At 50.6% G+C, this 14651-nt stretch carries 11 protein-coding genes; 1 reads left to right on the top strand and 10 read right to left on the bottom strand.

What is annotated here, in order from left to right; all coding sequences use genetic code 11:
* Window positions 1-2 precede the first annotated feature (2 nt).
* From PPA03S_RS15165 to PPA03S_RS15120, 10 genes are all read right to left on the bottom strand, one after another.
* Window positions 3-1646 carry an ABC transporter substrate-binding protein gene (locus PPA03S_RS15165; RefSeq protein WP_062324144.1) on the bottom strand — a complete coding sequence of 548 codons (1644 nt, stop codon included), beginning with the start codon at window positions 1644-1646 and terminating at the stop codon, window positions 3-5.
* Between the two features lie 199 nt (window positions 1647-1845).
* Window positions 1846-3186, bottom strand: coding sequence for an LLM class flavin-dependent oxidoreductase (locus PPA03S_RS15160; RefSeq protein ID WP_062324143.1), 1341 nt, complete (start codon window positions 3184-3186; stop codon window positions 1846-1848).
* A 317-nt stretch (window positions 3187-3503) separates the two neighbouring features.
* Window positions 3504-3779: a glutaredoxin family protein gene (locus PPA03S_RS15155; protein ID WP_062324142.1), complete on the bottom strand. Its 276-nt coding sequence runs from the start codon at window positions 3777-3779 to the stop codon at window positions 3504-3506.
* 373 nt (window positions 3780-4152) lie between these two features.
* Window positions 4153-5094, bottom strand: a complete 942-nt coding sequence (locus tag PPA03S_RS15150; protein WP_062324141.1) for a phosphotransferase family protein — start codon at window positions 5092-5094, stop codon at window positions 4153-4155.
* Window positions 5095-5313: 219 nt separating this feature from the next.
* The gene (locus PPA03S_RS15145; protein ID WP_167666045.1) at window positions 5314-6873 is read right to left on the bottom strand and encodes a glycosyltransferase family 2 protein; all 1560 of its coding nucleotides are present in this window, start codon (window positions 6871-6873) and stop codon (window positions 5314-5316) included.
* Between the two features lie 65 nt (window positions 6874-6938).
* Window positions 6939-8381, bottom strand: a complete 1443-nt coding sequence (locus PPA03S_RS33940; RefSeq protein WP_245683626.1) for a GT-D fold domain-containing protein — start codon at window positions 8379-8381, stop codon at window positions 6939-6941.
* Window positions 8382-8512: 131 nt separating this feature from the next.
* Window positions 8513-9244 carry a sugar phosphate nucleotidyltransferase gene (locus PPA03S_RS15135; RefSeq protein WP_062324139.1) on the bottom strand — a complete coding sequence of 244 codons (732 nt, stop codon included), beginning with the start codon at window positions 9242-9244 and terminating at the stop codon, window positions 8513-8515.
* 17 nt (window positions 9245-9261) lie between these two features.
* On the bottom strand, window positions 9262-10014 hold the full coding sequence (locus PPA03S_RS15130; protein ID WP_062324138.1) for a glycosyltransferase family 2 protein: 753 nt from the start codon (window positions 10012-10014) through the stop codon (window positions 9262-9264).
* Window positions 10011-11120, bottom strand: a complete 1110-nt coding sequence (locus PPA03S_RS15125) for a glycosyltransferase family 2 protein (protein WP_245683625.1) — start codon at window positions 11118-11120, stop codon at window positions 10011-10013. The genes PPA03S_RS15130 and PPA03S_RS15125 overlap by 4 nt, the downstream gene beginning before the upstream one ends.
* A 73-nt stretch (window positions 11121-11193) precedes the next feature.
* Window positions 11194-12144, bottom strand: a complete 951-nt coding sequence (locus tag PPA03S_RS15120; RefSeq protein WP_245683624.1) for a glycosyltransferase family 2 protein — start codon at window positions 12142-12144, stop codon at window positions 11194-11196.
* A 742-nt stretch (window positions 12145-12886) separates the two neighbouring features.
* Here PPA03S_RS15120 and PPA03S_RS15115 point away from each other — a divergent pair.
* Window positions 12887-14452, top strand: coding sequence for a M4 family metallopeptidase (locus tag PPA03S_RS15115; RefSeq protein WP_062324136.1), 1566 nt, complete (start codon window positions 12887-12889; stop codon window positions 14450-14452).
* The last annotated feature ends 199 nt before the right edge of the window (window positions 14453-14651 follow it).

Raw genomic sequence — 14651 nt, 5'->3', positions numbered from 1 at the left:
TGTTATGGCTGAATCCGAACATCGTTAAAGAGCGGATACCCGAGTGAATCAAACTTGATACCTTGCACCGACTTGGATGCAGCCACCGTATAAGGGAACACATAGATCGGCAAAATTACAGCCTGCTCGATCAGATATTGCTGAATCTGATTATAGATATCCACGCGTTTATCCGGATCAGTCTCCACCGCTCCCTGTTCCAGCAGTTTATCGATCTTCGGATCGGATAAACCGGATAATGTCGGACGTTCACCTTCTGCACTCGTATGATAGAAGGCGTAGAGAGCATTCGGATCGGAGTTGACCTGGCTGTTGCCATAGAGATCATAATCCCAGTTCTGATAGATGACAGTTGCAATATCCTTCGTAATTTCAACTTCAACAGCTATGCCGACCTGCTTGAGCTGCTGCTGAATAATCGCAGCAATGTCGTTACGCTTCTCCCGGTTCGGTGAACCGTCCACATAATGCAGGGTCAGCTTCTTACCATCTTTTGCACGAATTCCATCTGCTCCCTTGACCCAACCTTGCTCATCAAGCAGCTGATTGGCCTTGTTGATATCCGGTTTGATGCTTCCTTCCAGAGAAGCATCATAACCGAGGATTCCCGGAGACAGTGCAGACCACGCTCGTTCGTAGTTGCCCAGATACAGTGTCTTCACGATGGATTCCACATCAACTGCAGATTGCACCGCCTGTCTGACTTTCACATCATCCCAAGGCGCTTTGCGCAGATTGAAAAAGAGAGTATACGGCAAGCCAACGGTATTGGCCTGCAGCAATTGCTGGTTCGGAGCGTTCTTCAGGGCAGCAATATTTTGCGGTGGAACGGTCTCGGCGGCGAGTACCTGCTTACTCTGTACACTTCCGATGCGCGTTGCTTCTTCCGGTACAATTTTAAACGTAATCGTATCGATATGAGGGGCACCTTTATTTTCAACGGTTGCGGGAGCCCAGTTATAATCCTTATTTTTGGCGACAACGATATCCGCATTTTCATCCCATTTCACAAAGGTATACGGACCGGTCCCCACCGGGTTTTTACCCAGTTGATCGCCATATTTCTTGGCCGCTGTAGGTGATACGATTCCTAGCAGGGCCTGACTCAAGTTGCCGAGAAAAGCTTGTGAAGGTTGTTCCAGATTCACCTTGATGGTGTATTCATCAATGACCTCCGAGGAGCTATAGGGTCTGATCAGGGCAAGGGAATTGGCGGCTTTGGTGGCAGGATCGATCACCCGATCCAGATTGAACCTCACGGATTCTGCGTTAAATGGAGTTCCATCATGGAACTTCACATCTTCACGCAGTTTGAACGTATAACTTTTGCCATCCTCCGATACACTCCACTCCTTGGCGAGCCAAGGTTTGATGGAACCATCCGGCAGCTGAACCACCAGATTGTCATAGATCGTTCGGATCGCACGTACGGTGACGGCAAGACCACTTCGATGCGGGTCCAGCGTATCCGGAGATGTGGCCAGTGCGTAGGTCAGGTTCCCACCTTCTGCTTGCCCAGTCGCCTGCTCCCCGCTGGAAGCCTGAACTGTACTGTTCGAGTTACCTGTCGCTCCGCAACCGGATAATACCAGCACCAATACTGCCGCCAATGCCATATATTTCATCCATGAGATAGACCTGTTCATATAGCTTCCCCCTCTTTGTATACAGGTGTCATTGATTCATTGAATTAATGATTTAATGAATTATAGATTTTTCATCAACATAACCTATCTGTTAACTTGGTTTTATAGCATCATTCGGCACCTTCCGCATATGCAATCCGAATAGTTCACCCGAATCCCTCATTCCTAGACTGTTACCGAATTTCAGCTCTCCAGTTACTTAAGCCTCGGTTCCTACTTGCTCCCGGGCAGCCGTGTAACGGTTCGCTGGAATTTGCACGCCGAGATTGCCGCGCAATGTATCATGCTCGTATTCGGTGCGATAGATGCCGCGCTCTTGCAGAATCGGAACAACCAACTCCACAAAATCGGACAATCCACTTGGCAGTTCGGAATGAATGATGAATCCATCTGCCGCTTCCGCTTCAAACCATTCCTGAATCTTGTCAGCCACCTGCTCCGGTGTTCCGAGGAATTTGCTTCTCGGTGTCGCTGCCCGCAGGGCTACTTCGCGCAGCGTCAATCCCTGCTCTTTGGCATCCCGCTTGATTTTGTCCGTACCACTGCGGAAGCTGTTGCTGCCAATGCCATTCAGCTCAGGGAATGGTTCATCCAGCGGATATTGGGAGAAGTCATGATGCTCGAAGAAACGTCCCAGGTAATCCAGCGCCTTATCGATAGTCACCAGACTGGCAATCTCCTGATATTTCTGTTCTGCTTCCTCTTCTGTCCGTCCAATGATTGGATTGATCCCCGGCAAAATAACAATATCCTGTGCGGATCGTCCATAAGTGGCTGCACGGGTTTTGACATCGTTGTAGAAGGCCTGTGCATCCTCAATTGAATCATGTCCCGTGAAGACAGCATCCGCTTCTTTGGCAGCAAGGGTCTTGCCATCTTCCGAGGAACCTGCTTGGAAAATGACCGGCTGACCCTGCCTTGAACGTGCAATGTTAAGTGGGCCCTGTACGGAGAAGAACTCTCCCTCATGATTGAGTGTGTGCAGCTTGGATGGATCGAAGAAAACCCCGCTTTCTTTGTCTCTGACAAAGGCATCGTCTTCCCATGAATCCCACAAGCCCTTGGTCACCTGCAAATATTCGGTTGCAATCCGATAACGTTCCGGGTGGGATGGATGGTTGCTTTTACTGTAGTTTTTGGCTGAACCTTCAAGCGGGGATGTAACCACATTCCAACCAGCGCGTCCATCACTAATCAGATCAAGGGAACCGAACTGTCTGGCAACAGTGAATGGGTCACTATAGGAGGTGGAAAGTGTTCCCACCAGCCCGATCCGGGATGTAATGGCCGCCAGGGCGGACAACAAGCTGATTGGCTCAAATCGATTCAAAAAGTGAGGTATGGATTTCTCGGTAATATAAAGACCGTCAGCGATAAAAACGAGATCAAATTTCCCTTCTTCTGCCTTCAACGTCTGGCGTTTGTAAAATTCAAAATTCACACTGGCATCCGATTGAATCTCCGGGTGTCTCCAAGTCGTCATACTGCCTCCGACACCGTGGACAATTGCTCCAAATTTCAAACTGCGCTGAGCCGTCATAACCATTCCGCCTTCCTTGGATTAGGATATATCGAGAATTTTCTAAAGTCCGATCTGATATGGATTACGAATGAAGAAAAATCAAAAAAGTTAACTATTCCTATGAGTTTGGTCAGCTTTAATTTCACAAATCTTATCACTGCCCCGCACATCGGTCAACAGCGTTACTTATAGAACTTTTCTATATAAGGATTGGATATCTGAATACAAGGAAAAACAATGTCTTAAAGGGGATTTAAACGTCCCGACTGCTGCACACTGAAATGACAGCCTTGAGCAGCCGGAAACTGCTTTATCCAGAGATCCGCCACGTTCGGTCAGACTGCTGCTTCATCAGGCTGGGCGAGAAGTTCCGCCAGTTTCTCCAAATCAGGCTCCAGCAATGCTTCATACTTGCCGTCTCCACCCACCTCAATGACAGGTACATGTCGAATGCCATATTTGGCTTCAAGCACGTCCCTCAGCACATCGTTGCCCTGCACTTCAATGTTTTCAAAAGGCTGGTTGCGGGCTGTTAGGAATGCCTTAACCTCCCCGCAGAAATGACAGCCTGTTTTGCTCCAGAGCACTACTTTTTTCGATGAAGAAGACATCGGCATACCTCCTGATTGATTTATAGGGATGGGAGATCCAAGTGCAACTACCACCCAGACCACTAATTCCTATCTGTTAAATAAGAATTATGGCTATAAATGTACTCCTCACCTCTTCAAGCGTCAATGGATCTGCCAATAGAATAAACCTATAAGAGGATAGAAAGATTAAATAAATTTAAAATAATTCTAACGATCTTCAGGGACGGTATTTCGGTGTAAAGCACCCGTCAGAGCCTCAAAAGAGACCTCATCGATGAAATAACCGCCCCTGGGATTCGTTGCATCTCATAACGGTGCGTATAGGACCGAATAAGGTGTTTCGGATTCGTTAGTCCAAAATAACGTGAACAAGGACCCTGCCCCCAAGGCCTTAAAAACGATCCCTAACCATGTGAAGGACCTGTTTCGCAGAACCCGCATAATCGTTAACCTGCTCCGGACGTTTATCGATAGCCCATCGGAGGGTATCAAAGGCTTTTAACAGCAGCACATGCCTCGCCAAATCCAGCTCCTCTTCACTCATTCCGTATCCATCCGAGAACGCTTTCAATTCTTCTGTATCAGGCCCCTCACCCCGGAGCTGACACCGCATCAGATGAATCACATCTCCATAGGGCACGACAGTAACTTCGGCACTCCCCCAATCCAGCAATATCAGCCGACCTGTCGGATGAACCATCGTATTTTTCAACGAGAGATCGCCATGACATAAACCGAAACGGAACTTTACATCCTTCAACTGCTCGAACCATTGTCGTACCATCTCCGATTCCCTCTTCTTGATTACGCCCAACTCTAGCAACGGATCATGCTCTGTCAAACTATCGATATTGTACTGCACATATCCCTGCCAGCTGCCGTCTGATCCTGGATGAGGCGGAGAATGGAATTTACCCTGAATGGGATCAGTCAGCTCCTCGCCAAAACCGTTCACTTGAATGGAATGAATTCGTTTCGCATATTCACCGAGCCTCCTCCAGATGTCGGACGGGGCTACCTTGCTGTCCAATCCGTTATCCCCCTCGACAAACGTTTGAATCATATATGCCGTTTCATCCTTAACCCCAACGGACCATGTATGTGGCCCAGGAATACCCGCTGCTGCTGCCTGCTCAATACACCATTTCTCCTTGATGAAGATGGGGTAATTATCCTTATTGTTCATGCGGACGACGACTTTATGACCTTCCGTCTCAACCACGCAAACCTGATTGACAAAGCCTTTTCCGATAATCGGATATGAGGATTTCACTTGTTCCAGGAGAAATTCACCAGCAATTCTTTGGGCTTGTATTACCATCGTGTCATTCATCGTGCATTCCCCCTGGCTTGATATACGTAAGCATGCTTGCGAAAATTGAATTGGTCATAGTGTAAAAGTAAATCGCTAATCTTTCAATCGTTACTTTTCATAGATTCGTGATATATGTAAAGTTCGGATGCGGAATGAAGTATAGCGATACAATACGCTGTACATCACATTCCGCATCATGCTATCGAACCGGTTTACAAGGCTGCCTAACCCCGTCACTTACAAATCTTCATTCAAAAGCTGCGGGGGAGCAATGATGGGCCAGCCTTCTTCCATCGAATGCAATTGGTTGACAGATACATGAAGAACATGCCCGGATTTCACTCCCCACCGTTCCGCAGCATAGGGGGTTACAAACCTTCTGCGCTTACCTTCACTAATCTGGTACCATACATCCCGGTCATTCGTTGTAGCTACAATCATGCCTTCCTCCAACGCCTCGCGGTTGCCATGAACCGGTTGAGCATGAACATGATTTCTTTCCAATGGCCAGCCCTGTACCTCACCCGCAGAGATCAGCGGCTCACCTGCAGGTACACCGAGCAAATCCAGTTTGGCAACCAGAACGGGAGAAATGCCGCGCGGAACGGGGATGTTCAGCTTGCGCCGCTGTCCATGCATCAGTCGGTAGACATCCCCTTTGATATCACAGATGAAACAGGCCTCCGGGTAAAAATCCGTGCTCCGTCTCAGGTGAAGCGTTATATCGCTGCTTCCCTTGGTAGACATGCGCTGTCTCAGGTCAGGAGAGTCCATCTTGTCAAGGGATGGTGTGTTCTCATGCTGACCGGACGACACTTTGGCATGCAGCGAGAGCCGGGAAGTTTCCGTAACCAGCGCATGGGGATCTCCCCATTTCCGGGTATAAAACTGTTCATTATCCTCATTCACAACAACATAATCCTGCTCTCCCAGCGCCTTCATACTAATACTTCCATAGTGATGAATGAAGGCATCCCCAGCCACCGCCAGCCTGTATCCCGCCAGCTTCGCCCGGATGATCCAATCGTCATCTTCAAAGTTGCCCACGGCATAACCTTCATCAAGATAACCTACTCGCTCCAGCAATTCCCGTGAAAACAGCCAGCAAAATCCGACCAGTCTTTCGGTCTCCCGATGTTTATTGGCATCCGGCCGATTATGTCGGGCAGCAAAAGACCACATGTCCTCCACTTCCTTGTACGGGACTTCAATTTGCTGATCTCCGCCAATGTAATTCGTTACCGGACCCACAACGCCTATCTCGGGATGGCTGTCAAGACAAGTCATCATGTTGTCCAGCCAACCCGGGGTGACCAGTGTGTCGTTGTTCAGCACGACAATGTGTCGACCTCTCGCCATCATCAGCCCGTGATTGACGCCTCCGGCAAAACCACGATTTTTATCCAGCGCAGCGACTCTAATCATGCCGCCTTTGCGAAGCACGGCTTCTGCGGTGCCGTCTTTGGATGCGTTATCCACAACGATGATTTCAAAAGGCGCAGGCGTATGTTTCTCGATACTGGACACACATTGCAGGACATACTCGCGCTGATTGTACGTCGGGATAATGATACTTACTCCTTCGAATACCAGCCCGAATGAGCTCTGTCCCTGCCGTACGCCCTCATCATACCCTCGGTGGTAGCCCTGTTTATACTGCTTTTCCCTTTTGGCCCCCCGCGCTCCTGTACGTTTGCGCTTCAATTTGGGTACAGTTCGACTTCGGACAGAATGTAAAATAACGGTTTCAGTCCGTGATTCTTTTCGCTGTCCTGAACGTCTGCCTGATGTGCTCATGTTGCTTCCCCCATTTCCCCTTGACTGATGCATCCGGAATAGTGACCCCCGCACCCGACCTTCCATTAGAGTTGAAGCTCTCCTGTAACCAATTTGTCAGCCAAATGTCCAAAATCGATAGCAACCCGCCCCAGCTCGCCAGCCATTCGGCGGCACAGAATGACGGCAGGAATTCCTGCTGCTACAAGAGCGATATCGAATGAATGCTCCGCAGTTTGCTGCATTACTCTCGGGATGTCCGCCACCCCCTCCACTGCGCTGATAACGCCTGTCACATGAATGCCTCGGCTGTGCAACAAAGCTCCAAGCTCCGCAGCTCGGCTCCCGACCAGCAGCACCCGGCGTCCATGTAACACGGGCAGCAGCAGACCTGACTGGTGCATACTGTAGTTAATCGTGGAACTGGTCAGATTCAGACAAGACCAGTCCATGCCGAAATGGCGTAATACTGGAAATAGCAGCCCCTGAAAGGTAGGAGCACGCGAGATGGGGACGCCTACCCAATCTGCGCCGCGAATCGCTTCCGCGAGCGCAGCCCGGATGTCCGGTGTAGAGCGCGGCACCCCTGCATAGGGCAGAAACGGTGCCAGCTCCTGCACTTGTTCGCCAGGCAGCACGGTGTCTGCGGCGAGGGTCAGCAGTTCGCCATCTCCGAGGCGAACGACAGACAGGGGGCGCTGCGTATCCAGCGCCCCCTGGATGTGGCCAGCCATCTCATGAGGGCTGGCCAGCCGGGTGAGGCTGGGGGCGTATTGGCGGAATCCCGCCTCGATCAGTTCTGCCGCCGCGGCTGGCAGAATATGATCGGGCGGGATATGCTGCGCCACCAGCCCCTCCCCGCCCGCGAACACGCCGTCGCGGAAGCCCTCGGCGTAGCCGCTCTCGGGCACTGCAGCCGGCTGCGCAGGCGCAAGTGCCCTTGCGCTGCCCGCATTCGCGGCAGCGCTCTCCCGCCCCGCGGGGGCGACACCACCGTGACGGTGTGTCGCTTGCCGCGGGGCGGGGCCAGCACCGCTGGCAGGCATCGCCTGTGGCGTGCTGGCCTTCGGTGCTGGCCCGGGCGCACGCTGCGCAGCCGTGCGCCGTTTGCTGCGGGCGCCTGCGGCCCACCCGCTACGCGGCGCAGCATGCCCGCGGCTGGCAGCTGCGCGCTTGCCCGGTTTGGCTCGTGCCCTTTTGCCGCCACGGCTTACGCCTGCACGCCCGTCTGCGCTCACCCGTGTTCCTGCGTTCCCTCGCCCTTGGCCTGTTCTTGCTCCCGGTTTGGCTCGTGTGCCGGCACGTCCAGCACGTTTTGCACCAGTGCGTGCGCTGGCTTTGATTTTGAGTGCTGCATGCAGCTTTCGCTCTATTCCTGTAAGTGCCATACCATTCAGCTTCCTGCCTTCGTTTCCCAACTCAAGGTCTGAATTCGCTTGGGGCAGCATTCCTACAGATACGAGCCAGGTTCTGGCACGACTGCCCCGTGTCTTCTTTTTGACCCCATCGCTGCGTTTTGCTACTCTCACGGCATTCCCTCCCTTGGCATGCACGAGGAGTGCCGCCGCTGCACAAAGCGCCGGAGCATTCTTCCGGCTCCGGCGCAGGTTAATCTGATCTCATGGAATACCTCACAGCGGCAGCATCAGGCGCATATATTTTAGGGCAGTTGTCCCTTCATGCGGATGGCTGCTTCCTGAAGCGATTGGAATGTTCCTGCATCACTCCAATATTTTTGCAAAATATCGTATTCCAGTCCTCCAGCAGCTGCATAATGATTGTTTACGTCCGTAATTTCGAGCTCGCCACGTGCAGAAGGTGCAATGTTTTGAATGAGGTCAAATACATGGTCATCATACATATATATGCCGGTAACACAATAAGAGGTCTTGGGATCACTCGGTTTTTCCTCAATGTAAGAGATCCGTTCCGGATGCTGTGGGTCAAACACGGGTACCCCATAGCGCCGCGCATCGTCCACTTCCTTGAGCAAAACACGAGCCGTACCCGTTGGTTGCTGCATATATCGATCGACATAAGGCTTCAAATCGTCGCTAAACAAATTGTCTCCCAGCAGGACAACGAATTTCTCACCCGGAAGGATAAAAGACGTCGCCAGATCCAATGCTTCAGCAATCCCGCCTGCCTTTTCCTGAATCCGATACGTAATCTTGACGCCATGATCTGCTCCACTACCCAAATACTCCGTGTATAACCCGGCGGAATGTTTGTTGATGACCATCAATATTTCTTCAATACCTGCCTGGCGGAGTCTGTCGATGCCATACATAATCATCGGATGCTTGCCGACTGGAATCAGATGCTTGTTAATCAGCCGGGTCAGAGGGTACAGCCGTGTTCCTGTTCCGCCTGCAAGAATTACACCTTTCATTCCACTATCCCTCCTTCTTAAGATGTCTCAATATAATTAAGGGGATCGACATGCCATTTGTTGATAAAAATGGATCGATTGCGCTCAAGCAGCTGTTTCCATGCTACAGGATCGGTCTTCAGGAAACTCGCGCTGCCGCGATGATGTACCAGAACATCTCCGCATACCAGCAAGCGATACCCTCTCTGGCAGGCCCTGTAGCAATAATCGTCATCTTCATAGTGTCCCGGCGAATAGACTTCGTCAAGCACACCAATGTCCTCCATCACACTTCTCCGCATCAGCATGCATAAACCGACAATCCGTCTGACTTCCTTCCATCTGGACGAATCGACTATATTGTTGGCAGCAGCCAGCTCCTGAAAATGTGCCATATCCCGAAATTCCAGCTCCACTTGCTGAATGCCGCTGGCATAGTTGGTCACCGGACCTGTAATTCCGATGCTTCCATCACTGTAGAGGGCTGAACGCAGATTTTCCAGCCAGCGGGATGTGACCGTAACATCATTATTCAGCAGCAGCAGTTCATCACCACATGCTGCACGGAGTCCGGCGTTGCACGCTGCCGGGAACCCCCGATTCTCCGGTAATCGGACAAAACGAATTCGTTCGCGGGCACAGTACGCTGCGGTTCCATCAACCGAACCATTATCCACAACGATAATTTCATATGGCGTATGGATACCGGTATACTTTCGAATGGCATCGATGCATGGCTTCAACAGGTCCAGCCCGTTATATGTTGGAATAATAATACTCGTCAGCGTCATCTGGCATTCCTCCTATAGGCCACTTCGGCACGGGAAAGCAAGTGGGCTTGCGGAGGGCTTCCGCCCATTTCCAGCCAAGCTGCCAGCGCCTCCAGGTGGTCCCCGATGATCAGTCTGGCGACTTCGTTGCCGCTGCCCATATTGGTGGAACGCAGACGATTGGAACGAATGACATCCACTTGACTTGGTGCTGTTACTTTTAATCCATGCTGAATGGCAAGACTTTGCGCCTTGGGAGGCACGGCGAGCGCCTCCGGTTTTACGATCTGGATCATGTTACGCGAAAGGGCATGAGGTACGGCCGTCAGCGAGTTGGAACCCAGATCCGATCGGTTCAATACGCGGTTAAGATAAGCTTTGATCCGGCTCACTTCATCCTGGCGGGCAAAGGGAGGCAAGAGGGATGAAAGATTGTTCAGTGCCACATCATCTCCCCGATCGACCGCATACAAGAACGGAGCAAGTTGCTCCGCCGGGACGACCATATCCCCATCTACAAAGAGAAGGGTGTCCGCCTCCGTCAGTTTGGCCCCCAGTGCGCGGCCCACATCATGTCCAGCCCGATCTGGTTCATACACCAGTGTAACGCCAGGCTGTTCTAGCACCTGGGTTAGACTATTGTCGGTTGTTCCGTTCAACACCACAACGATATCCTTCAAAGGTAATCGTTTCAGTTGTGCTAACACTTTCCCCAGTGTAAGTTCCTCATTACAGGCACAGATGACCGCAGCAGCAGATTTATGAAGGGCAAGTGGAACGATATTCAATGAACGCCCTGAAGCATGAGCATAACCCTGCATAAAGGCTTTCCCTGCCTGCATGGCTGCGCTATAGCTCCTTAGCTCCGCCGAGATCTTTGCTTCATGCTCCTGCCAAGCCCCACGCGCATGTTGTTCAATGGATTCATTATTTTCCAGCATCTTGCTTCCTGCCGTAATACCTGCTTTCCAAGATTCATGCATTACGAGGCTTCTCGCTACGTGCTTGTTCGCTGCTGAACTCTTTACCGGCGATTTGGTCAGAGCCCTCCTGCCTATGGTTCTGTTCCGGGTTGTTCGTCTTCTTACTGTCCGGTGACGACGGACACCCCTTGAACGCCCCTTCATTTCCTCACCTCCAGCATTCTGCATCTTTTGACGTGTCGCTTTCTGGCTTTATGCAAAATACTTATGCGCATGCTCACCTTGTCAAGCTGCGAACACGCCCCAGATCGGAATGTCCTCCGCGTGGGCCAAGCTTATCGGTAATCCACCTGATTGCGGTCAGATGATCATTCCATACCAATTGACTGAGCAGATCAGGCCCGCCGCGTTTCTTGACTCGCAATGGATTCATTTTGCCCACAGGCACATGATGAACGGCACGTACCTTCAACCCACCAGTCACTGCCATTGCGTGTGCCAGCGGTGGAGTCTCCAGTGTATCCGCACCTATTACCTCAAGTGCCCTGCGACTTAATGCATGCGGAATGGCGGTCATGGAAGCTCCTTTCAGATCTGGTCTAGCAAGCATGCTATTCAGGGCATGTTTAGCCTCGACCACAGGGTGAACAGGGATACGCGTAACCGGACCATCATAATCATTAAGCGCGACATCCGTCCCCTCCAGAATCGCCCGTACATAAGGTGCCAGATGTTCTGCCGGAATGGGTATGTCTGCATCCGTAAACAACAGCACCCTGCCCCGAGCCGCCGCTGCACCGACTCGTCGCCCTCCATCATGTCCCAATGCTTCTGTATAACGAAGCACCTGTGCCCCCGCCCTTCTTGCCACTGCTGCCGTCCCGTCCGTTGAACCATTCACAACAACGAGCACTTCAGAATCACGGCATATACGCAGCGCCTGACGAACGACTGCCCCAATGGTCCGCTCTTCATTCATGGCAGGTATAACAACCGAAAGCATAGGTTGATGCGAGTTTGCCGTCCCCTGCGCGAGTGTATCTCTCATGGCCTGTTCCGCTCCGAGCTCTGGGACATCTGCAAGTTCCACTGGTGGAATCACGTACTTATAGGCCTTTGTACCCTTTTTGTATGCTGATTTCAAACGACGTTTCTTTACTTGTGCCTTTCGTTGTACCCGATTCGATTTGGATGCATAAAAAGCAGTATTACGGCGTTTTTGCAACACAGTCACCTCCCGGGTGTACATCATCGGCATGCAAAGGGAGTACACGTTATTCTATGTATTCATGGAGCAGTGGAAACGGCGTATGTCCTTGAACCGAGCAGGTTCTGTCTGCCGCAGGGCCAAGTCAATCCATTTATTTAGACAGTATCCGTCAAAATATGCAAAAACCGCTAAAGCTCCCCTACTTCAGACACAATTTTAAGAAAAATTTAAAATTGCATCTTTTCCAAACTTTTACATTGTGATAATATACGTTGCAAGCAGTTATTTCCAAATAAATCCTAACAAAGAACAAATGTTCCATGTTTGTATTCGCGTTTATTAATTGACCTTAGGTTAATTTGGGATGCAGGAATACAGGGGCTGTTAACAGGTTTCTGACCTGCAACTTGAAAGGAGTGATGCCGCACAAAACGTAATTCGGGTATGAGTTCGGGACAATCGCCCGGCTCGATAGAACATCTTCTGCTTCGCAAGTGGACAAGACCCCTTGGCTTCTGAGAGAGGAACCACAATAAACGACTAAGCCTTCCGGCTGAACCGAGTAAACGGTATTCCTTTTACGGTCCAACCCATGGACATAGGCTCTGCCGACTTTGTTCCATATCGTTTCTTGTCATATTCCACGCTTCAGGTTCAGCCCCGCGCTCCGCGCTGCCCAAGTTGCAGACGGAACTCCAACCGAGATTGGCATAATTCCGTGTTTCCACCAAAAATTATATTGAGAATGGGAGAGTTTACTATGAAATTTGCCAAAGTTATGCCAACAATTCTTGGGGGAGCTCTTTTGCTCGCTTCCGTATCTTCTGCTGCTGCAGCTCCATTGTCTGATCAATCCATTCCATTGCAGGCCCCTTATGCCTCGGAGGAAGGGATCCCGTTGACCAGCGGATCGGATGAAACCATCTTTAATTTCCTCGGACAACAGGAACAGTTCCTGAATTCTGATGTGACATCCCAGCTCAAAATTATTAAACGAACGACGGACACTTCTGGTGTAAGACACTTCCGCCTGAAACAGTATATTAAGGGGATTCCGGTCTATGGTGCTGAACAAACCATTCATTTGGACAAAACAGGTCAGGTTTCATCCGCACTTGGTGATCTTCCACCGGTTGAAGAACAGTCCGTCCCCAATGACGGCGTAGCTGAAATTAGTGCAGAAGATGCAATCCAGATTGCATCGGAAGAAGCCACTTCCCGCATTGGAGAGCTTGGCGAGCCCCAGAAAACAGCTGATGCTGAATTGAACATTTACTACAATGAAGAGGACGGCCAAACTTACCTCGTGTATATTACGGAAGTCAACGTGCTTGAACCTGCCCCATTGCGTACCAAATATTTCGTGAATGCCGTTGACGGAAGCATCGTATCCCAGTATGACCTCATCAACTTTGCCACAGGTTCAGGTACAGGTGTACTCGGGGATACAAAGACCCTTACAACCACTCAATCCGGCAGTACCTACCAACTGAAAGACACCACTCGCGGCAACGGAATTCAAACCTATACTGCAAACAATGGCTCCTTCATTCCAGGCACGCTCCTGACCGATTCTGATAACGTATGGACTGATCGCGCCGGTGTAGATGCCCACGCCCATGCTGCTGCCACGTATGATTTCTACAAAAACAAATTCAACCGCAATGGTCTGGACGGCAACGGATTGTTAATCAAATCCACGGTGCATTACGGCTCCAACTATAACAACGCTTTCTGGAACGGTGTACAGATCGTATTTGGTGACGGTGATGGAACGACTTTCCGCTCCCTGTCCGGCGATCTGGATGTGGTGGGCCACGAATTGACTCATGGTGTCATTGAGTACACAGCCAATCTGGAGTATCGCAATGAACCCGGTGCATTAAACGAGGCCTTCGCGGATATCTTCGGCAACACCATCCAAAGCAAAAACTGGTTGCTTGGTGATGATGTTTACACACCTAACATTCCAGGAGATGCCCTGCGTTCCTTGTCCAACCCAACCTTGTATGGACAACCAGATAAATACAGTGACCGTTATACCGGATCATCTGACAACGGCGGTGTTCATACCAACAGCGGTATCATCAACAAGGCCTACTATCTTGCAGCACAAGGCGGCACACATAATGGTGTGACTGTAACGGGAATCGGACGCGACAAAGCCATTAAAATTTTCTACAGCACACTGGTGAATTATCTGACACCAACATCCAAATTTGCTGCGGCAAAAACAGCTACCATCCAAGCGGCTAAAGACCTGTACGGTGCGACTTCCGCTGAAGCTACTGCAATCACCAAGGCTTATCAAGCTGTAGGACTGTAAAAATAATTACGGCATGTTTTTGCACTCATATTAAATCGTCCAGGCACCCCCTCACCGTCCGAACGGATCGAGCTTATTCATGAATAAAAGCGGTGTCCCGGACATATCCGGGAACCGCTTTTATTCAGCTTTGCATAATTCGATTTTTATATCTTGCTGAATGGAAGACGCTCTGGGGATTTATTCAAAATGATCATCT

Origin of the sequence: Paenibacillus pabuli NBRC 13638 (assembly GCF_001514495.1) — a bacterium.
Classification (GTDB): Bacteria; Bacillota; Bacilli; order Paenibacillales; family Paenibacillaceae; genus Paenibacillus; species Paenibacillus pabuli.
This window is presented reverse-complemented; position numbering and strand designations above follow the sequence as displayed.